This window comes from Dactylosporangium sp. CS-033363 (genome assembly GCF_050942475.1).
Lineage (GTDB): Bacteria > Actinomycetota > Actinomycetes > Mycobacteriales > Micromonosporaceae > Dactylosporangium.
Map to the genome: position 1 here is coordinate 1,978,370 of NZ_CP192032.1, position 17,150 is coordinate 1,995,519.

21 protein-coding genes and 2 pseudogenes are annotated in these 17,150 nt (G+C 72.9%); 9 read left to right on the forward strand and 14 right to left on the reverse strand.

Annotated elements, in window-relative coordinates:
- The first annotated feature begins 50 nt into the window (after positions 1 to 50).
- Positions 51 to 482: an SET domain-containing protein gene (locus ACQPZ4_RS09070; RefSeq protein WP_433057843.1), complete on the forward strand. Its 432-nt coding sequence runs from the start codon at positions 51 to 53 to the stop codon at positions 480 to 482.
- Here the strand turns inward: ACQPZ4_RS09070 and ACQPZ4_RS09075 are convergent.
- Genes ACQPZ4_RS09075 through ACQPZ4_RS09090 form a run of 4 tightly spaced genes read right to left on the reverse strand, consistent with a single transcriptional unit; the run spans position 479 to position 2,703 of the window.
- Positions 479 to 832 carry a DoxX family protein gene (locus ACQPZ4_RS09075; RefSeq protein ID WP_433057845.1) on the reverse strand — a complete coding sequence of 118 codons (354 nt, stop codon included), beginning with the start codon at positions 830 to 832 and terminating at the stop codon, positions 479 to 481. The two genes, ACQPZ4_RS09070 and ACQPZ4_RS09075, sit on opposite strands and share 4 nt — an antisense overlap.
- Entirely contained in the window at positions 829 to 1,833 is a 1,005-nt protein-coding gene (locus ACQPZ4_RS09080; RefSeq protein ID WP_433057847.1) for an NADP-dependent oxidoreductase, read from the reverse strand. Before ACQPZ4_RS09080 ends, ACQPZ4_RS09075 begins: the two co-directional genes overlap by 4 nt.
- Positions 1,830 to 2,255, reverse strand: a complete 426-nt coding sequence (locus tag ACQPZ4_RS09085; RefSeq protein ID WP_433057849.1) for an organic hydroperoxide resistance protein — start codon at positions 2,253 to 2,255, stop codon at positions 1,830 to 1,832. The genes ACQPZ4_RS09080 and ACQPZ4_RS09085 overlap by 4 nt, the downstream gene beginning before the upstream one ends.
- The gene (locus ACQPZ4_RS09090; RefSeq protein WP_433057850.1) at positions 2,233 to 2,703 is read right to left on the reverse strand and encodes a MarR family winged helix-turn-helix transcriptional regulator; all 471 of its coding nucleotides are present in this window, start codon (positions 2,701 to 2,703) and stop codon (positions 2,233 to 2,235) included. The genes ACQPZ4_RS09085 and ACQPZ4_RS09090 overlap by 23 nt, the downstream gene beginning before the upstream one ends.
- A 66-nt stretch (positions 2,704 to 2,769) precedes the next feature.
- Here ACQPZ4_RS09090 and ACQPZ4_RS09095 point away from each other — a divergent pair, with 66 nt between their 5' ends.
- Positions 2,770 to 3,345: a DUF998 domain-containing protein gene (locus tag ACQPZ4_RS09095; RefSeq protein WP_433057852.1), complete on the forward strand. Its 576-nt coding sequence runs from the start codon at positions 2,770 to 2,772 to the stop codon at positions 3,343 to 3,345.
- Here the strand turns inward: ACQPZ4_RS09095 and ACQPZ4_RS09100 are convergent.
- The 3 genes from ACQPZ4_RS09100 to ACQPZ4_RS09110 are packed head-to-tail and all read right to left on the reverse strand — an operon-like array spanning position 3,326 to position 6,210.
- The gene (locus ACQPZ4_RS09100) at positions 3,326 to 4,885 is read right to left on the reverse strand and encodes a GMC family oxidoreductase (protein ID WP_433057854.1); all 1,560 of its coding nucleotides are present in this window, start codon (positions 4,883 to 4,885) and stop codon (positions 3,326 to 3,328) included. The two genes, ACQPZ4_RS09095 and ACQPZ4_RS09100, sit on opposite strands and share 20 nt — an antisense overlap.
- A gap of 33 nt (positions 4,886 to 4,918) precedes the next feature.
- Complete coding sequence (sigJ, locus tag ACQPZ4_RS09105; protein WP_433057856.1) at positions 4,919 to 5,758, reverse strand: RNA polymerase sigma factor SigJ; 840 nt, start codon at positions 5,756 to 5,758, stop codon at positions 4,919 to 4,921.
- Positions 5,755 to 6,210 carry a carboxymuconolactone decarboxylase family protein gene (locus tag ACQPZ4_RS09110; RefSeq protein WP_433057858.1) on the reverse strand — a complete coding sequence of 152 codons (456 nt, stop codon included), beginning with the start codon at positions 6,208 to 6,210 and terminating at the stop codon, positions 5,755 to 5,757. Before ACQPZ4_RS09110 ends, sigJ begins: the two co-directional genes overlap by 4 nt.
- Positions 6,211 to 6,283: 73 nt before the next feature.
- Between ACQPZ4_RS09110 and ACQPZ4_RS09115 the strand changes: the two genes are divergently transcribed.
- Positions 6,284 to 6,751 (forward strand): hypothetical protein, encoded by a 468-nt coding sequence (locus ACQPZ4_RS09115; RefSeq protein ID WP_433057860.1) that lies wholly within the window; start codon positions 6,284 to 6,286, stop codon positions 6,749 to 6,751.
- On the opposite strand, the gene ACQPZ4_RS09120 is transcribed toward ACQPZ4_RS09115, so the two are convergent.
- Together ACQPZ4_RS09120 and ACQPZ4_RS09125 are read right to left on the reverse strand one after the other, a co-directional pair.
- Positions 6,748 to 7,122: a hypothetical protein gene (locus ACQPZ4_RS09120; RefSeq protein WP_433057862.1), complete on the reverse strand. Its 375-nt coding sequence runs from the start codon at positions 7,120 to 7,122 to the stop codon at positions 6,748 to 6,750. The two genes, ACQPZ4_RS09115 and ACQPZ4_RS09120, sit on opposite strands and share 4 nt — an antisense overlap.
- A gap of 70 nt (positions 7,123 to 7,192) precedes the next feature.
- On the reverse strand, positions 7,193 to 7,402 hold the full coding sequence (locus ACQPZ4_RS09125; protein ID WP_433057864.1) for a hypothetical protein: 210 nt from the start codon (positions 7,400 to 7,402) through the stop codon (positions 7,193 to 7,195).
- Positions 7,403 to 7,551: 149 nt separating this feature from the next.
- On the opposite strand from ACQPZ4_RS09125, the pseudogene ACQPZ4_RS09130 reads away from it, so the two are divergent.
- Positions 7,552 to 8,029 (forward strand): annotated as a pseudogene (locus ACQPZ4_RS09130) (trimeric intracellular cation channel family protein); the annotation flags it as partial.
- A gap of 403 nt (positions 8,030 to 8,432) precedes the next feature.
- Positions 8,433 to 8,798, forward strand: a complete 366-nt coding sequence (locus ACQPZ4_RS09135; protein WP_433057866.1) for a VOC family protein — start codon at positions 8,433 to 8,435, stop codon at positions 8,796 to 8,798.
- On the opposite strand, the gene ACQPZ4_RS09140 is transcribed toward ACQPZ4_RS09135, so the two are convergent.
- Positions 8,799 to 9,995, reverse strand: a complete 1,197-nt coding sequence (locus tag ACQPZ4_RS09140) for a hypothetical protein (RefSeq protein ID WP_433057868.1) — start codon at positions 9,993 to 9,995, stop codon at positions 8,799 to 8,801. It lies immediately after the preceding gene.
- Between the two features lie 15 nt (positions 9,996 to 10,010).
- Positions 10,011 to 10,427, reverse strand: a complete 417-nt coding sequence (locus ACQPZ4_RS09145) for a WapI family immunity protein (RefSeq protein WP_433057870.1) — start codon at positions 10,425 to 10,427, stop codon at positions 10,011 to 10,013.
- Between the two features lie 63 nt (positions 10,428 to 10,490).
- Here ACQPZ4_RS09145 and ACQPZ4_RS09150 point away from each other — a divergent pair, with 63 nt between their 5' ends.
- Positions 10,491 to 10,916, forward strand: a complete 426-nt coding sequence (locus tag ACQPZ4_RS09150; RefSeq protein ID WP_433057872.1) for a cupin domain-containing protein — start codon at positions 10,491 to 10,493, stop codon at positions 10,914 to 10,916.
- Between the two features lie 94 nt (positions 10,917 to 11,010).
- Positions 11,011 to 11,554, forward strand: a pseudogene (locus tag ACQPZ4_RS09155) (transposase); the annotation flags it as partial.
- Between the two features lie 96 nt (positions 11,555 to 11,650).
- Here ACQPZ4_RS09155 and ACQPZ4_RS09160 read toward each other — a convergent pair.
- From ACQPZ4_RS09160 to ACQPZ4_RS09170, 3 genes are all read right to left on the reverse strand, one after another.
- A complete protein-coding gene (locus ACQPZ4_RS09160) occupies positions 11,651 to 12,262 on the reverse strand; it encodes a C40 family peptidase (protein WP_433057874.1) in 612 nt (203 codons plus the stop codon).
- 304 nt (positions 12,263 to 12,566) lie between these two features.
- Positions 12,567 to 13,028: an aminoacyl-tRNA deacylase gene (locus tag ACQPZ4_RS09165; protein WP_433057875.1), complete on the reverse strand. Its 462-nt coding sequence runs from the start codon at positions 13,026 to 13,028 to the stop codon at positions 12,567 to 12,569.
- Positions 13,025 to 13,897 carry an LLM class flavin-dependent oxidoreductase gene (locus tag ACQPZ4_RS09170; RefSeq protein ID WP_433057877.1) on the reverse strand — a complete coding sequence of 291 codons (873 nt, stop codon included), beginning with the start codon at positions 13,895 to 13,897 and terminating at the stop codon, positions 13,025 to 13,027. Before ACQPZ4_RS09170 ends, ACQPZ4_RS09165 begins: the two co-directional genes overlap by 4 nt.
- A gap of 62 nt (positions 13,898 to 13,959) precedes the next feature.
- On the opposite strand from ACQPZ4_RS09170, the gene ACQPZ4_RS09175 reads away from it, so the two are divergent.
- Positions 13,960 to 15,315: an FAD-dependent oxidoreductase gene (locus ACQPZ4_RS09175; protein ID WP_433057879.1), complete on the forward strand. Its 1,356-nt coding sequence runs from the start codon at positions 13,960 to 13,962 to the stop codon at positions 15,313 to 15,315.
- A gap of 16 nt (positions 15,316 to 15,331) precedes the next feature.
- Complete coding sequence (locus ACQPZ4_RS09180; protein ID WP_433057881.1) at positions 15,332 to 17,146, forward strand: alpha-amylase family glycosyl hydrolase; 1,815 nt, start codon at positions 15,332 to 15,334, stop codon at positions 17,144 to 17,146.
- Positions 17,147 to 17,150: the final 4 nt, after the last annotated feature.

Genomic DNA, 17,150 nt, shown 5'->3' on the forward strand with positions numbered 1-17,150 from the left:
TCCTGCGCCCTGACGTGGTTGCGGGGCCGTCGGGGATTGCGGGGCGGGGGTTGTTCGCGCGGGCGCCGATCGCGGCCGGGACCGTCGTGTCGCGGCTCGGCGGGCGGCTGGTGTCGTGGGCGGAACTGCGGCGGCTCATCGACACGGCCACCGCCTACGTCGACACGATCGCCGTGGCCGAGGACGTCCATCTCGTGCTGCCGCCGGGGCGGGCGAACGGGCTGGGCAACCACGCGTGCGACCCGAACCTGTGGTGGTCCGGGCCGTACACGCTCGTCGCACGCCGGGACATCGCCGAGGGCGAGGAACTCACCAACGACTACGCCACCAGCACCGCCGATCCGGACTTCCGCATGTCCTGTGCCTGCGGGACACGCCTGTGCCGCGGCGTGGTGAGCGGCGACGACTGGCGGCGGCCCGAGCTTCAGGCCCGGTACGCCGGTCACTGGGTGCCGATGCTGCTGCAGCGCATCGGGCGTTAGCGGCGGGCGGCTCGCAGGGCCCACCACACCAGCGGTACCTGCAACGGCAGCCGTCCCCATGCGATGGCTCGCTTGGCGGGGGAGGCGTGGCGCCAGTCGACGGCCATCTGCACGTTCGCGGGGAGGACGGCCACGAAGAACCCCGCCGCGGCCAGCCCTGCGGCGCGGCGGGTGCGGGGGTGGGCAAGGCCGGCCGCCAGCAGAAGTTCGCACGCGCCGCTGGCATACGTGTACGCCCGCGCGGGGCCGGGCAGCGAGCGCGGGACGATGGCGTCGTAGGGCCTGGGCCTCGCGAAGTGGGTGATGCCGGCGGCCCCCAGGAGGGCCGCCAGCGTCAGGGCCGCCCTCATGAGAGGCGGACGACCATCTTGCCCAGGTTGTCGCCCTTGAGCATGCCCAGGAAGGCGGCCACCGCGTTGTCGATGCCGTCCACGAACGTCTCGGCGACCTTCAGTTTGTCCTCGCGGAGCCAGGCCGTGACCTCCTCGACGAAGGCCTCGCGGCGCGACCAGTGGTCCAGGACCAGGAAGCCCTGCATGGTCAGCCGCTTGCTGATCAGCAGGCTCAGGTTGCGGATGCCCTTGGCGTCCGGGGTGTTGTACTGCGAGATCGCCCCGCACACCGCGATGCGGCCGTGCAGGTTCATCCGGAACAGGGCCTCTTCGAGCTGTTCGCCGCCGACGTTGTCGAAGTACACGTCGATGCCGTCGGGCGCGAGGCGCTTGAGCTGGGCCCGGATGTCGCCGTCGCGGTAGTTGAAGGCGGCGTCGAAGCCCAGCTCCTCCGTGAGGTAGCGGACCTTCTCCGCGGAGCCGGCCGAGCCGATGACCAGGCGGGCGCCGCGCAGGCGGGCGATCTGGCCCACCAGGGTGCCCACCGCGCCCGCGGCGCCCGAGACGAAGACGGTCTCCTCGGGGCGCATGCGGGCGACGTCCAGCAGGCCCGCGTACGCGGTGAGGCCCGGCATGCCCAGGACGCCCAGGTACGCCGAGGACGGGGCGGCCGCGGTGTCGACCACGCGGACGTGCGCGCCGTCCAGCAGGGCGTAGGAGCGCCAGCCGAGGCCGTGCAGGACGCTGTCGCCGACCTTGACGTTCGGGTGCTCGGAGGCGACCACGGTGCCGACCGCGCCGCCGTCCAGGGGCTCGCCGAGCTGGAAGGGGGCGACGTAGGACTTCACGTCGTTCATGCGGCCGCGCATGGCCGGGTCCACCGACATGACGTCGTTGCGGACGACCACCTGGCCCTGACCCGGCGCCGGGATCGGGGACTCGCGCAGGTCGAAGTCGGACGCCGAGGGGAAGCCGGTCGGGCGGTTGGCGAGGTGCCAGACCTTGTTGACGTCGCTCACTGGGCGACCTCGATGTGGACGTCGATGTTGCCGCGGGTGGCGTTGGAGTACGGGCAGACCTGGTGCGCCGCGTCCGCGAGGGCCTGGGCGGTGGCGGTGTCGGAGGCGGGGAGGTTCACCGTCAGCCAGACCTCCAGGCCGAAGCCGCCGGCGCCGTTCGGGCCGATGCCGACGCGGGCCTGGACCTGCGAGCCCTCGACGGCGGGGAGGGCGTTCTGGCGGCGGGCGACGCTGCGCAGGGCGCTGTGGTAGCAGGCGGCGTACCCGGCCGCGAAGAGCTGCTCGGGGTTGGTCGCCTCGCCGGCGCCGCCCATCTCCTTGGGGGTGCGCACGTCGAAGTCGAGCAAGCCGTCGGAGCTGGTGACGTGGCCGTTGCGGCCGTCGCCGGAGGCGTTGACCTCAGCGGTGTACAGGACCTGCATCGATTTCTCCCTGTCGCTGGAGTGCGGCGGTGAGCCGCACGAGGGTGTCGCGGAGCTCCTCGAGCTCGCCGAGGTCGAGGCCGCCGTCGCAGACCAGGCGGGCCGGGACGCCGGCCGCCTGGGTGCGCAGGGCCGTGCCCTCGGAGGTGAGGCGGACGGTGACGGAGCGCTCGTCGTCGCTGCGCCGCTCGCGGGCCACGAGACCGGCCGTCTCGAGGCGCTTCAGCAGCGGGGACAGCGTGCTGGACTCCAGCCGCAGCGCCGCGCCGAGGTCCTTGACGGACCGCTCGTCCTGCTCCCAGAGGGCGAGTAGGACGAGGTACTGCGGGTACGTCAGGCCCAGTTCGTCGAGCAGCGGCCGGTAGCGCGCCGTGACCGCGCGGGTGGCGGTGTACAGCGCGAAGCAGACCTGCCGGTCAAGTGGGAGGACGTCCACGCCGAGAACCATAGCGCACGATTCAGTCGCGCGCGACTTAAAGCAAGCGACCAAGCGCCAACCGCCATACTCGGGAGCGTGCCCCTGCCCCGGTACACCCTGTGGTCCTCCGCCCTCGCCCCCGTGCTGCTCATCGGCGGCTGGACGCTCGCCGCGGCCCTGCAGCGCGGCGGCTTCGACTCCCTGCACGAGACCATCAGCGCCCTGGCCGCGCGCGACGCCGACCAGCGGTGGGTGATGACCCTGGCCCTGGCCGGCGTGGGGGTGTGCCATCTCGTCACCGCGCGGGGCCTGCGCCCGCTCGCGCTGCCGGCCCGGGTGATGCTCGGCGTGGGCGGCGCCGCGACGGTGCTCGTGGCGGCGTTTCCGATGCCCGCCGGCGGTACCTCGGCCCCGCACCAGTCCGCCGCCACCATCGCGTTCGCCTGCCTGGCGCTGTGGCCGGCCCTGTGGCGCCAGGCGGGCAGCGAGCCGGTGCGCCCGCCCGCGCGCGTGATGATCCCGGCCGCGCTCGTGCTGGCGGCGCTGGTGCTGGTGTTCACCGTCGCGCTCGGCACCGGCGTGCTGGTCGGGATCGCCGAGCGGATGGCGGCCGGCGCCCAGGCCGTCTGGCCCCTGGCCACCGTGCTGATGCTCAGGCGTTCAGCAAGGTAGCGGCCTTCTCCGCGATCATGTAGACCGGCGCCATCGTGTGGCCGCGGTTGATCCGCGGCATGACCGAGGCGTCGACGACCCGCAGCCCGGTCAGGCCCCGCACCCGCAGCTCCGGGTCGACCACCGAGCCGGGGTCGTTGCCCATCCGGCAGGTGCCGACCGGGTGGTAGAGCGTCTCGGCGTGCCGGCGGATCTCGTCGGCCAGGCCCTCGTCGTCGCGCAGGCCCGCGTACGGCGCCATCGGCTCGCCGACGAACGGCCGCAGCGCCGCCGTGCCCGCGAGCCGCTCGGCCTGCCGGAAGCCCCACATGAGGGTGTCCAGGTCGCGGGCGTCGGTGAGGTAGCCCGGCTCGATGACCGGCGGCTCGGCCGGGTTGCCGCTGGCCGCGCTGACCGTGCCGCGGCTCTCCGGCTGCAGCAGCACGACGCCGATGGTCAGGCCGTGCCCGGGCGGGTCGACCAGGCCGTGCTCGATGAACGGCACCGGCGCGAAGATCACCTCGATCTCCGGCATCCGGTTGTCCCGCGCGATGAAGGCGACCGCCTCGGCGACGTTGGAGGAGAGCATGCCGCTGCGGCCGACGAGGTACCGCGCCACGCTCCCGAGCGACTCCGCGGCGACCAGGGTGATCGGCTGCGGGCAGGCGACCACGACACCGGCGCTGAGGTGGTCCTGCAGTCCGGTACCGACGGAAGGAAGCTCGTGCAGGGGCGCGATGCCGGCCGCGCGGAGGCGGTCCGGGTCGCCGATGCCGGAGAGCTGCAGGATGTGCGGGGAGCCGACCGCCCCCGCGCACAGCAGGACCTCGCGCTGGGCGGTGATCTCCCGGACGGTACCGTCGACGGCCCTGTAGACAACGCCCGTCACCCGCTTGGACGCGCCCGGTCCGGACAGCCGCAGCCGGTCCACCGAGGCGCCGGTGACGACGGTCAGGTTGGCGCGGCGCATGGCCGGTCGCAGGTAGGCGTCGGCGGCGCTGTGCCGGGCCCCGCGGTGCTGAGTGACCGGGGTGGGGAAGCAGCCGGTGTTGTCGGGCCCGTCGCGGTCCGCCCGCGCGGGGATGCCGGTCTCGGCGCACGCGGCCAGGAACGCCGCCGTGATCGGGGACGGGCTGCGCAGCTCGGCGATGCGCAACGGGCCGTCGGGGTGCTCGATGCGCTTGAAGTACGGCTGGACCTCCTCGTACGACCAGCCGGGCACGTCCCAGCCGTCGTAGTCGGCCGCGCAGCCGCGGATCCACATCTGCGCGTTGATCGACGTCGAGCCGCCGAGGGTCTTGCCGCGCGGCCAGTACAGCTCGCGCCCGGCCAGCCCGGCCTGCGGCGCGGTGCGGAAGTTCCAGTCGTACGCGGTCGTGAACAGCTTGCTGAACGCGGCCGGGATGCGGATCTCGCGGGCCTTGTCGGGGCCGCCCGCCTCCAGCAGCACCACCCGGTTGCCGGGCGACGCGGACAGGCGGTTGGCCAGCACGCATCCGGCCGGACCCGCTCCGATGACGACGTAGTCCGCGCTGTCGGGCGCGACGGTTGCAGCAGGCATGGCGGCGCCTCCTCGCTCACCGACCCTACGCCGTTACCCGTGCCCGTCAATGCCTGCGAGCTTCTCCGGGTTGGCCACCAGGAAGACGTCCGCGATGCGACCGGCGACGACCGAAATGCTCACGGTGTACCGCATGCGGCTGTCGACGATCTTCGCCGGTTCCCCGTTGAGCCGGGCCGGCCGGTCGTCGCGCACGTGGCGGGACACGTTGACGAAGAACCGGACCGCCTTGATCCGCCCGAGGATCGGGTTGCGGGCGGCCCGCGCCCGGCCGCCGCCGTCGCTCCACACCACCACGTCCTCGTGCAGCAGCCGCTCGAGCCGCGCGACGTCGCCGCCGCGGGCCGCGGCCAGGAACCCGTCGAGCAGGCGGGCGATCTCGGCCGGGTCGGTGCTGAAGCGCGCCCGTCCCTCCAGCGCCGCGGCCGCGCGGTGGTGCAGCTGGCGGCAGTCGTCCGCCGAGCGCTCCAGGATCACCCCGATTTCCGGGTACGGCACGCCGAACGCCGTATGCAGCACGTACACCGCGCGCTGGGGCGGCGTCAGGCGCTCCATCAGGTGCAGCACCGCGATCGACAGGTCGGACGCGTCGACGGCACCGAACGGCGACGCCTCGGTCGACACCGGCTCCGGCAGCCAGGTGCCGACGTACTCCTCGCGCCGCGCCTGCCGGGCCCGCAGCGCGTCGATCGCGAGCCGCGCCACCACCCGCGTGAGGTAGCGGCGCGGCTGCGCGACGTCGCCCCGGTCGGCCCCGGTCCACCGCAGGTAGGCGTCCTGCAGCACGTCCTCGGCGTCGTGGACGCTCCCGAGCATGCGGTACGCGAGGCCGAGGAGCATCGGGCGGTGCTCGACGAACTCGCGGTCGGTCACACGCCCGGAGGCTGCGACCGCGTCGTGATGGCGATCCGGTTCCACACGTTGATCGTCGCAATCGCCACCAGGATGTTGCCGGTGCCCTCCTCGCCGAACTGCGCGACGGCCTCGTCCCAGACCGCGTCGGGCACCCCGTCGCGGCCGAGGTGGGTGACGTCGTCGGTGAGGGCCAGCGCGGCCCGCTCCCGCGCGTCGAAGAACGGCCCCTCGCGCCAGGCCGCGAGCGCGAACAGCTTCCGGCCGTCGATGCCGTCCTTCAGGGCCTCGGTGCTGTGCATGTCGACGCAGTACGAGCAGCCGTTGACCATCGACGCGCGCAGCTTGATGAGGTGCAGCAGGGTCGCGTCGACGTGCCCGCGGACGTACTGCTCGAGGCCGAGCACCGCTTTGTAGGCCTCGGGGGCCACCTGGTTGACGCTGATCCGCGCCCGGCTGTGGTTCTGGTCCATACCGTGACGACGGGAAGACGGCGCCCGGACGTGACAATGCGGGCTGTGGCCTGGGCCACGCTAGGGTTTTCGCATGAGCACCTGGCGCCATCTTCCGCCCGCCGCCCGCGCGATCGCCGTGGCCTCCGTCGACGCGGTGGAGGCGGCGCGGGCGAAGGACGACGTGGCGTACACCGAGGCGGCCGAGAAGCTCGGCGGGCTGGACCCGGAGCAGACCGGGCGGGTGCTGGGCGCCGTGGTGCGGATGCTGCTGGAGGAGCGGCACCCGGACGGGCTCGACGGCGACGACATCCGGGCGGCGCTGGAGCACGCGGTGCGGGCGGCCGGCGCGTGGCGGGACGTCGATCCGCAGGTGATGGTGGTGCTGCTGGTCGGGGCGCTCGGGATTCACGAGACCGACGAGGACGCCCCGGTGCCGCCGCGGGCCCTGGCCACGCACGCGCCGCTGCTCATCGACGACCTGCTGGGCGATCGGAGCTTCGCGTCGTTGCTCACCCGCGCGCTCGCCGAGATCGAACGCGGCGAACTGCAGGACTCCTAGCGGAAGCCGCCGCGGAACCGCCTGAAGAAGCCACCCTCCTGGGGGAGGGGTGCGGCCGCGGGGGGAGCCGTCGTGCGCTGGCGGGCGATCGGCCGGTCGTAGTCGGTGCGGGCGATCGCGTCGACGATCTCGGCCTCCGTGAAGGACTCCGAGCCCTCGATCATCGGGACGAAGCCCACCAGGATGCCGTCGCGCATCACCTGGGCCTCCAGGCCGGCGGTGCCGTCGGTGTCCCAGACCGCGACCCGGCCGTCGAACAGTTGCACCCGGACGCCGAACTGCGACAGCCCGGCCTTCGCCATCTCCACGTGGGCCGGCACGCCGCGCTGACGCAGCGCGTCGACGACCCTGCGCGCCTCGAACTCATCCATCCCGGAACGTTAGCTCCGAATGCTGTGAGACGGCTGAACGCGAGGCGCGAGGATCATGGACGTACGCTCGTCACTTGGACGGCTGCGGCAGCTCACAGTTGATCTTCGGGTTGACCCCGAGGTAGTTCAGCGGACCCGCGATGACCGTGACCACGATGGTGCCGGCCTTGGCGCAGTTGGCTTCGTCGCTGTTGAAGTAGCCGCGCTGGCCCGCGGCGATGACACCGATGATCAGCCAGATGACGATGATGACGCCACCGATCGATGAACCCCGGCCCACTGCTGCCTCCTTCTGAAGAGATCGTTCGATTGATACCCCGGGGCCACCGCGCACCAAACCAGTTTCTCGACCGACCTCGACGGCAGCGGGACCGACGACCCGCCCGGTGCTTGCTCCGTTGCACCGGGCGGCCGTTATACATGATCCCTGTGACCTCGCTCAGCCCTCTGCTCGTGGCCGACCTCGTCGGCATCGCCGTGTTCGCGGCCTCCGGCGCCGTCGCCGGCGTGGCCAAGCGGCTCGACCTCTTCGGCGTCGTGTTCGTCGGCTTCACCGCCGCGCTCGGCGGCGGGATCATGCGCGACGTCTTCATCAACGTGCAGCCCAACGCGTTCGTGGACTGGCGCTACGCGGTGGTGGCGGCGGTCTGCGCGGCGGCCACGTTCTGGCTCCACCCGGCGGTGAGCCGGCTGCGCTGGACGGTGCTCGTGCTGGACGCGGCCGGGCTCGGGCTGTTCGTGGTCACCGGCACGCTCAAGGCGCTCGACGCGGGGGTGCCGCCGATCGGGGCCTGCATCATCGGCATGATCACCGGGATCGGCGGCGGGCTGGCCCGCGACCTGCTCACCGGCGAGATCCCGACCGTGCTGCGCCGCGAGATCTACGCGGTGGCCGGGCTGCTGGGGTGCGCCTCCGTCGCGGCGCTGGACGCGACGCACGTGCAGCGGCCGGTCGCCATCGCGCTGGCTGCCACACTGACGTTCGTGCTGCGCATGGTGGCGATCCGCCGCAACTGGTCAGCGCCGGTGCCCGGCGTCGACGGCCGCGCTCCGGGTGGGCGCGGGCGTGACGCCGACGACCGTGCGCCGGGCGCGCGCGGGCGTGACGCCGACGGCCGCGCTCCGAGTGGGCGCGGGCGTGACGCCGACGACCGTGCGCCGGGCGCGCGCGGGCGTGACGCCGACGGCCGCGCTCCGGGTGGGCGCGGGCGTGACGCCGACGAACGGCGTCCGCGCGATTCCACGGACGTGCCGGACGCGTGAGCCTATTCCTGACACAAGGTGGCAGGAATAGGCGCGAGGATCGGTGCATGACTGGATTTGCGAGCCTCATCATGGTCAACATCGACTGCGCCGAGCCGCCGGTGCTGGCCACCTTCTACAGCGAGGTCCTGGGCTGGGACGTGACGCACTCGCAGGACGAGTACGCCATGGTCAGCGACGGCACGAACTCGATCGGCTTCGGGCAGATCGCGGACTACGAGGCGCCGACGTGGCCGGAGGGGGCGACGCCGAAGCAGTTCCACCTGGACTTCTACGTCGACGACCTGGCCGGCGCGGAGAAGCGGGCGCTGGACCTGGGGGCGACGAAGCCGGAGTTCCAGCCGGGCGGCGAGCGGTACACGGTGCTGCTCGACCCGGCCGGCCACCCGTTCTGCGCCTGCCTGCGTTCGTAGTTACTTCGTCAGCGTCGATCCCGAGACGGACGGCGGCCGCGCGCCCAGGAAGAAGATGCCGGGGAAGCCGTCCGTCTCGAAGCCGGCGCTGGGGTTCTTGCGCAGCGTCGAGCTCTCGATGGACATGGTGCCGGTGCGGTCGTTGCTCACGAAGAACACCGCGCCGCCGCCCTCGTTGGCCTTGTTCTGCTCGATCAGCGTGCCGGCCAGCTTGACGACGAAGTTGTCGCCGTCGCAGTAGATCGCGCCGCCGCTGCCGCCGCCCGGGGTGCCGCCGCGGGCCGGGTTCGCGCCCTTGCCGATCGCCGAGTTGTACGAGAACAGGCTGTTGATCACGGTCCAGGAGACCTGGATGCTGCTCAGCGCGCCGCCGTTCGAGCAGATGCCGCCCTGGCCGGACGCGCCGCCGAAGGTGCTGCCGACGATGTAGACGGGCTGGTTGTGGTACTGGCTGAGCGCCCGGATCGCCGCCCCGCCCAGGTCCGGCCCGGTGTCGTCGCACCGGTTGCGCACGAACTTGGCGTTGACGACCTTCAGCCGCCCGCCGCGCACGAAGATCGCGCCCCCGCCGCCGCCCTCCGTCTTGTCGCCGGTCGAGTTGCCGTCGGCGAAGACGATGTTCTGGACCGTCAGCGCGGGGGTGGCCTGGTCCTGGCAGTGGTCGGTGGTCCACTCGAGGGACTTGTCGCACGTGTTCTGGTACAAGATGCGGCGTTTGCCCTCACCGCTCAGCGTGACCTTGCCGCCGCCGTCGATGACGACCTTGGCCGAGCGGTTGCGGACCTTCGCGGTCTGCTTGACCACGATGGTCACCTGGTCGGGGCCGCAGTTGAAGGTGATCACGCCGCCGGTGGAGACCGCGGCCACGAACTTCTCCGAGGTGCAGCTGGCCGCGCTGCCGTCGCCGACGACCGTGGTGGGCGACGCGGTGCTCTCCGCCTTGGCCTCGGCGGGGACGGCCGCCTTGCCGCCGGGGTTGCCGAACGCGAACGTCTGGGCGTGGGCCGCCTGCCCGGTCTTGGACGCGGCGGGCGCGGCCCCGAGTGCGGCGGCGCCGTCCGCCCCCTGTGGCGCGGCGCCTTCGTCAGCGGCGGCGGCCGAGCCACTGGGCCCGTCGGCCGGCGCCGGTTTCTCCTCGCTCCCGCACGCCGTCAGCGCGAGTGCCGCCACGAGCAGCATTGCCCCGAGCTTTCGCATTCGGCGAACCTAGCACTACCGGCGGCGCCTGAGTTCGCGCTCCCAATCGACCGCGGCCGCTTCCAGGGCCTCCGTGGTGAGATCGAGCGTGACCGGGTAGTCGAACGTCATCGACTGTTCGTCTCCCAGCCACGCGGGAGCGGTCGTGCGGGAGAACCCGACGACGAGCCGCGGCTGGCCGACCTCGTGCTCGTCGAACGTGAACGACAGATCCGCGAACGCGAGGCGCTCCTGCGGCTCGATGCGCCCCTTGGCCGCCTTGAGCAGCCAGTTCCCGAGGTCCTTGGCCTCCTCCGGGCTCAGGGCGGGCGCGCGGAAACTCCAGGCCCGCCCGTCGAGCGCGTCGACGACCCCCTCCACGAACAGCGGCTGGTCGGCCGATTTCACGGCTCGCAGCTCGACGAAGGCCCCGGTGCGCGTCTGCAGTCTCACGCGCCCAGCATGGCAAACCCGAGGACGCCTCACACCAGGCGAAAGGGCGGATACGGTACCCCCATGAGACCGCATCTGGCCGAGCAGCTCGACATGCAGCCGCACCCCGAGGGCGGCTGGTTCCGCGAGACGTGGCGCTCTGCGGTGAGCTTCTCCCCGCCGGGGTACGACGGCCCGCGCAGCGCCGCGACGGCCATCTACTTCCTGCTCAACCCGGGCGAGGAGTCGGCCTGGCACGTGGTGCGCTCGGACGAGCTGTGGTTCTGGCACTCGGGCGGCCCGCTGACACTCCGCCTGGGCGGCGCGGGCGACCAGCCGGGCCCCGGACCGTCGGCGGTGCTGGGCAGCGACGTGGCGGCGGGCCAGCGGCCGCAGGTCCTGATCCCGGCGGGCGAGTGGCAGTCGGCGGTGCCGGCTTCCGACCAGCCGGTACTGGTCAGCTGCGTGGTGGCGCCGGGGTTCGACTACGCCGACTTCCGGCTGGCCTGACCTGCGCTTTTTGACGGACTTCGATAAGTAGCGGAGGCGGCGGGAGGCGGCGGCTGCGCGGGCGGCGGCGCTGCCGGTGGTGGTGTCGGCCTGGTTCTTGTCTGTTGATGAGCGGGTCGTGATCGGTGACCGGTTGCGGGCGGGGGTGGCGCAGGCGGCGATCGCGGCGGAGTTGGGCCGGCCGCGGTGCACGGTCAGCCGGGAGATCGCCCGTAACCGTGACCCCGACGGCGGCTATCAGCCGTTCGCGGCGCAGCAGCGGGTCGAGGCGTGCTGCGCCGTGAACTCGCGGCGGCGTTACGGACCGGGCGGGCGGTGCGCCGGCCCCGCACCGCCAAGACCCGCACGTCGCGGTTCACCGCGCCGATGCTCATGATCAGCGACCGGCCCGCCGAGGCCGACGACCGCGCGGTGCCCGGCCATCGGGAAGGCGACCTGATCATCGGCAGAGACGGCCTGTCCGCGATCACCCTCGCCGCCGGCATGCCCGTCTACTGCTGCGCCAATACTTCCCGAACGGCACCGACCTCACCGGCCACCGCCGCGAACACCTCGCCACGGTCACGGCCGAACTCAACCGCCGGCCCCGGCAGACCTTCGGCCGGCAAACCCCAGCCGAACGCCTCGCCGAAACCCCTCACCGTTACCGTTTGACCACGTGTTGCAACGACCGCTGGAAACCACCGGCGGGGTATAAATCCGACATGTCGCCTCAAGGCCCCCAGTGGCGCACCTCAGTTGAGGACCCGCCGCGCGAACCGGAAGGCGTAGATCCCCGACACCTTCACCCCGTCGCGCTCCGTCGAGGCATGCACGATCCGCCCGCCGCCGATGTAGATCCCCACGTGGCCCGAGGTCGGGAAGACCAGGTCGCCGGGCTGCAACTCGCCGCGGGACACCGGCCGGCCCATGTGCGCCAGGCCGCCCGTCGAGCGCGGCAGGGAGATGCCGAGGCGGCGGTACGCGGCGTAGACCAGGCCCGAGCAGTCGTACACGTCCGGGCCGACGGAGCCGAAGACGTAGCCCTTGCCGACCTGGGCCATCGCGAAGCCCACCACGCCGCCCGAGTCCGCCGACCACCTGGCGCCGTTCGCGGCCGGCCGGCGCGTCGGGGGGCGGCTCGACCTGGGGCGGGTGGTGGCTCGTGAGGCCCGGGATTCGGTCGTGCGCGCCGACTCGGGCACCGGCTTCGCCGCGGCCACCGGCGGCGCCGATGCGACGACGGGCGGCCTCGGAATGGCCCGGGTGGCCCCGCGCAGCTCGGCCAGGCGGTCCGGGACGGCGATCGAGGCGGCGGCCGCGGCAACAGGGGCCGGAGCGGCGTGGGTGGTGGTGTGGCTGCTCATCAGGGCGCCGGCCAGAACGGCACAGGCGATGGAGCAGGCGGTCGTGGCCGCGGTGAGGTCGCTGCGGCGTACGTGGTGTCTGGACAGGTGTGGCTCCCCGCTCGGCCCGGGGCACGCGTGCGCTCCTCCGAGAACGTGCGGCCGGTGCGGCGGCGGGGGAATGCGAACCGCCGCCGCGCCGAATCGGAAGACCCGGGCAATGATCACTTGCCGAGAGACAAACTAAAACCGTCTCATCCGATATGCCGGGCATTTGCTGAAAAATCCCCACATCGGCGGGTCTCATTGCAAGCGCAAAAAACGGTCAATCGGTCGGATCCGAGATGTCGGCGACGGTGGCCTGAAGGGTCTCGATCGCGGCGTCGGCGCCGACCGACAGGGCCACCCCGTGCGCCCCGCCGCCCAGGCTGATCGCCCGGCCGCGAATCCGGGCGTCCGCGATCACCGGCCACGCCGTGGTCGCGCCGAACGGGGTGATCGTGCCGCGCTCGTACCCGGTGACCGCCTTCGCCGTCGCCGCGTCCGGCATGGACATCCGGGCCACGCCGAGCAGGGCGCGCAGCTTCGGCCAGGAGATGACCCGGTCGCCGGGGACGAGCACGAAGCGGTAGTCGTCGTCCGCCAGGCGCACCACGATCGTCTTGACGACGTCGGCCACCTCGACGCCCCGGGCCGCGGCCGCCTCCGCGAGGCTGCCGACGGGTCCGTGCTCGACGACCCGGTACTCGATGCCGCTCGCGGCCGCCGCCTCCACAGCGCGGTTCACTTGACGAGCGGGCGGACTTGGCGTGCCACAAACCGTACGAAACCCTCTGGATCTGGATCGTCGGGCGTGGGCTGCAGGATCACCTTGTCGGCGCCGGCCTCGGCCCAGCGTTGAACACCCGCCGCGACCGCGTGCTCGTCGCCCGCGACCAGCACGTCGGCGTCGGCGGTGTAACCCCAGCGGGCCCGCTCCGCCTCCAGGCGCTCCCGCGCGCCCTCGCCCGTCGCGCAGTGCAGGTAGACGACCAGCTCGTGGGGGTCGGTGCGGCCGGCGGCGGTGCGGCCCTCGTCGATCAGGGCGCGGGCGCGGCGTACCGCGGCCACGTCGCTGCCCGCCGTGAGCAGTGTGCCGTCGGCGACCTCGCCGGACAGCCGGATCGACTTGGGGCCCATGGCGCCGATGAGGATCGGCGCGGGCGCCGGCGGCGGCCAGTCCAGGGCGACCTGGTCCAGCCGGACGTACCGCCCCTGCGTCGACACCCGCTCGCCCGCCAGCAGCGCCCGGAGCGCCACGGTGTACTCGCGCAGCAGCGTCATCGGGGACTCGGCCCGGGCGCCGACCTGGCCCATCCAGTCCTGCACCCCGTGCCCGACCGTGATGACCGGGCGGCCCGGGAACATCCGGAACAGCGTCGCCGTCTCCATCGCGGCCAGCGCGACATTGCGCAGCGGGACCGGCAGCAGCCCGACCCCGACCCGCAGCCGGCTCGTCATGCCCAGGGCCGCGGCCGCCGTGGTGAGCCCGCCCTCCAGGAAGCAGTCCTCCCACAGCCACAGCTCCTCGAGCCCGGCCTCGTCGGCGGCGGTCGCGACGGACCGCAGCCGCTCGGGCGGGAGTTGCGGCAGAAACACGGCACCCAGCGTCGTCATATGGATCAGTCTTCCACCCGACACCTGAGGCCGATGGCACGGAATGGAACGCCGGAGGAGACATGACGCATGGACACGCCGTCGTCCTCGGCGGGAGCATGGCCGGCCTGCTCACCGCGCGGGTGCTGACCGGGCACTTCGACCGGGTCACCATCGTGGACCGCGACGAGCTGGCCGGGGGCTGGAGCGGCGACCCGGACGCCGATCCCCGCGAGCGGGCCGTCCGTCGCGGGGTGCCGCAGGGCCGGCACGCCCACGGGCTGCTCGCGGCCGGGCTCAACGTGATCGAGGAGCTGTTCCCGGGCGCGACCGGGGAGCTGGCCGCGGCCGGGATGCCGACCGGCGACGTGCTGGGCAACGTGCGGTTCTGCGCGAACGGGCACCGGCTCAAGCAGGTCCCGACGGGCATGGCGGCGGTGTCGTTCAGCCGGCCGTACCTGGAGACGTGGGTGCGCGCGAAGGTGTTCGCGCTCCCGGGCGTCGAGGTGCGCGGCGGGCACGACGTCGTGGGCATCGAGACCGACGCCGCGCGGACGCGGGTCGTCGGCGCGCGCATCCAGGCCGCGGACGGGCCGGCGGAGACGCTCGCGGCGGATCTCGTGGTCGACGCGACCGGCAAGGGCTCCCGCGCGCCGCGCTGGCTCGAGGAGCTGGGCTACGAGCGCCCGCGGGAGGAGCGGCTGCAGGTCGATCTCGCGTACGTCTCCCGCCCCTACCGCGTCGCGCCGGCCCTGCTCGACGGGGACATCGCGATCATCATCGGCCCGTCGGCGGCCGCGCCGCGCGGGGGCGCGGTGATGCTGCAGGAGGGCGGCCGCGCGGTCATCACGCTGTTCGGCATCCTCGGCGACCACGCACCGCTGGACGACGCCGGCTTCCGCGCGTACGCCAAGCGGCTGCCGCTGCCGTACGTGTCGGACATCATCGAGGCGTCCGAGCCGCTGGCCGACGAGGCGGTCAAGTACCGGTTCCCGGGCAGCACGCGGCACCGGTACGACCGCCTGCGCCGCTTCCCGCAGGGCTTCGTGGTGGTCGGGGACGCGCTGTGCTCCTTCAACCCGATGTACGGGCAGGGCATGTCGGTCGCCGGCGTCGAGGCGCTCAAGCTCGGCTCGCACCTGAAGCATGACCATTTCGACGCCCTGCGGTTCTTCCGCGCCGTGCGGCCGGTCGTCGACATCCCGTGGCAGATCGCCACCGGCGGCGACGCGGCGCTCCCGGGCGTCGACGGACCGCGGGACCTGGGCACGCGCATGGTCAACCGGTACCTCGACCGCCTCTACGCCGCCGCCGCGCACGACGAGGTCGTCTCCCGCGCGTTCAGCCGCGTCACGAACCTGCTCGACCCGCCGGCCGCCCTGCTGCGCCCCGGCATCGCGCGGCGGGTGTTGGGCAGGCGACGCTCCGCTACGGTCTAGGTGCTGACGTGGGACGATGGGGGACGTGCCGTACCGCCGGATCGCCGACATCGACTTCGCCGCGCTCACCCGGGGGCCGTTCCACCCGTCCCCGGAGGACTGGGCCGACGAGGTCCTGTACTTCCTGATGGTCGACCGCTTCTCCGACGGCGGCGAGCGGGGCTACCGCGGCAACGACGGCGAGACCGTCACCACCGGGGCCACGCCGCCGCTGACGGAGGCCGGGCACGGCAACGCGGTCACCACCCCCGAGGACGCCGAGCGGTGGCGGGACGCCGGCATCGACTGGGTCGGCGGCACGTTGAACGGCCTGCGCTCCAAGCTGGGCTACCTGCGCCGCCTCGGCGTGACCGCGATCTGGGTGAGCCCCGTGCTCAAGCAGGTGGCGGGACAGCCGTCCTACCACGGGTACGGCATCCAGGATTTTCTGCGTGTCGACCCGCACTTCGGCAGCGGCGACGACCTCCGCGCGCTCGTCGCCGAGGCGCACGCCCAGGGGCTGCGGGTGATCCTCGACGTGGTGCTCAACCACGCCGGCGACGTCTTCGGCTACGAGGGCGACACGCAGCCGCTCTGGACCGGGCAGCGCTTTGCCGTCAAGGGTTTCCGCGACGAGGACGGCGCCGCCGTGCTCCCGGTCGGCCCGGTGCCGCAGTCGTACCCCGACGGCGCCGTCTGGCCCGCCGAGTTGCAGAGCACCGCCACCTTCACGGGCAAGGGGCGGATCGTGGACTGGGACCGCTTCCCGGAGTACCTCGAGGGCGACTTCGAGGGCCTCAAGGACATCGCGCTCGGGGAGGGGCCGGCCGGTGACTACCGCCCGTCCGCGGCGCTGGTGGCGTTGGTGCGCGCGTACCAGTACTGGATGGCCTTCGCCGACCTCGACGGCTTCCGCGTCGACACGGTCAAGCACATGGACCCCGGCGCCGCGCGGTTCTTCGCCTCCGCGATCCACGAGTTCGCGCAGTCGATCGGCAAGGAGCGCTTCTACCTCATCGCCGAGATCACCGGGAGCCGCGCCTTCGCCTACGACACGCTCGACGCGACCGGCATGGACGCCGCGCTCGGCCTGGCCGAGGTGCAGGACCGCCTCGAGCGGGTGGTCAAGGGCGGCGCCGACCCGGCCGAGTACTTCGCGCTGTTCCGCAACTCGATCCAGGTCGGCCAGGACACCCACGCCTGGTTCCGCAACAAGGTCGTGACCAGCTACGACGACCACGACCAGGTCCGCAAGGGGCCGTGGAAGGCGCGGTTCGCGGCCGACGGCGCGGGCCGCCGCCTCGCCCTGGTGGCGCTCGCGTTCAATGCCGTCACGCTCGGCATCCCGTGCATCTACTACGGCTCCGAGCAGGAGTTCGACGGCGAGGGCGGGCACGACCGGTACATCCGCGAGGCCATGTTCGGCGGCGCGTTCGGCCCGTTCCGCAGCCGCGGCGGGCACGCGTTCGACGAGGAGCACGCGACGTACCGGGAGCTCAAGCAGATCCTCGCGGTCCGGCGGCGGATTCCGGCGCTGCGCCGCGGCCGGCAGTACCTGCGCCCGGTCTCGGCCGACGGCGTCGTGTTCGCCCCGCCCGCGCCGCGCGGTGTGCTGCCCTGGTCGCGGATCTTCGCCGACCACGAGGTGCTCGTCGCGGTCAACACCGATCCGGACCGCGTTCGTACCGTCTGGGTCACCGTCGACAACGACCTGCACTCCGAGGGCGAGCTGCTGACCTGCCGGTACTCCACGGAGCCGGCCTTCGCGGGCGGCAAGGTCTCGGTCTCGGCCCGCAACGGCAAGGCGGTCCAGCTGACCGTGCCCCCGGCGGGGATCGTCATTTACGAATAGCCTG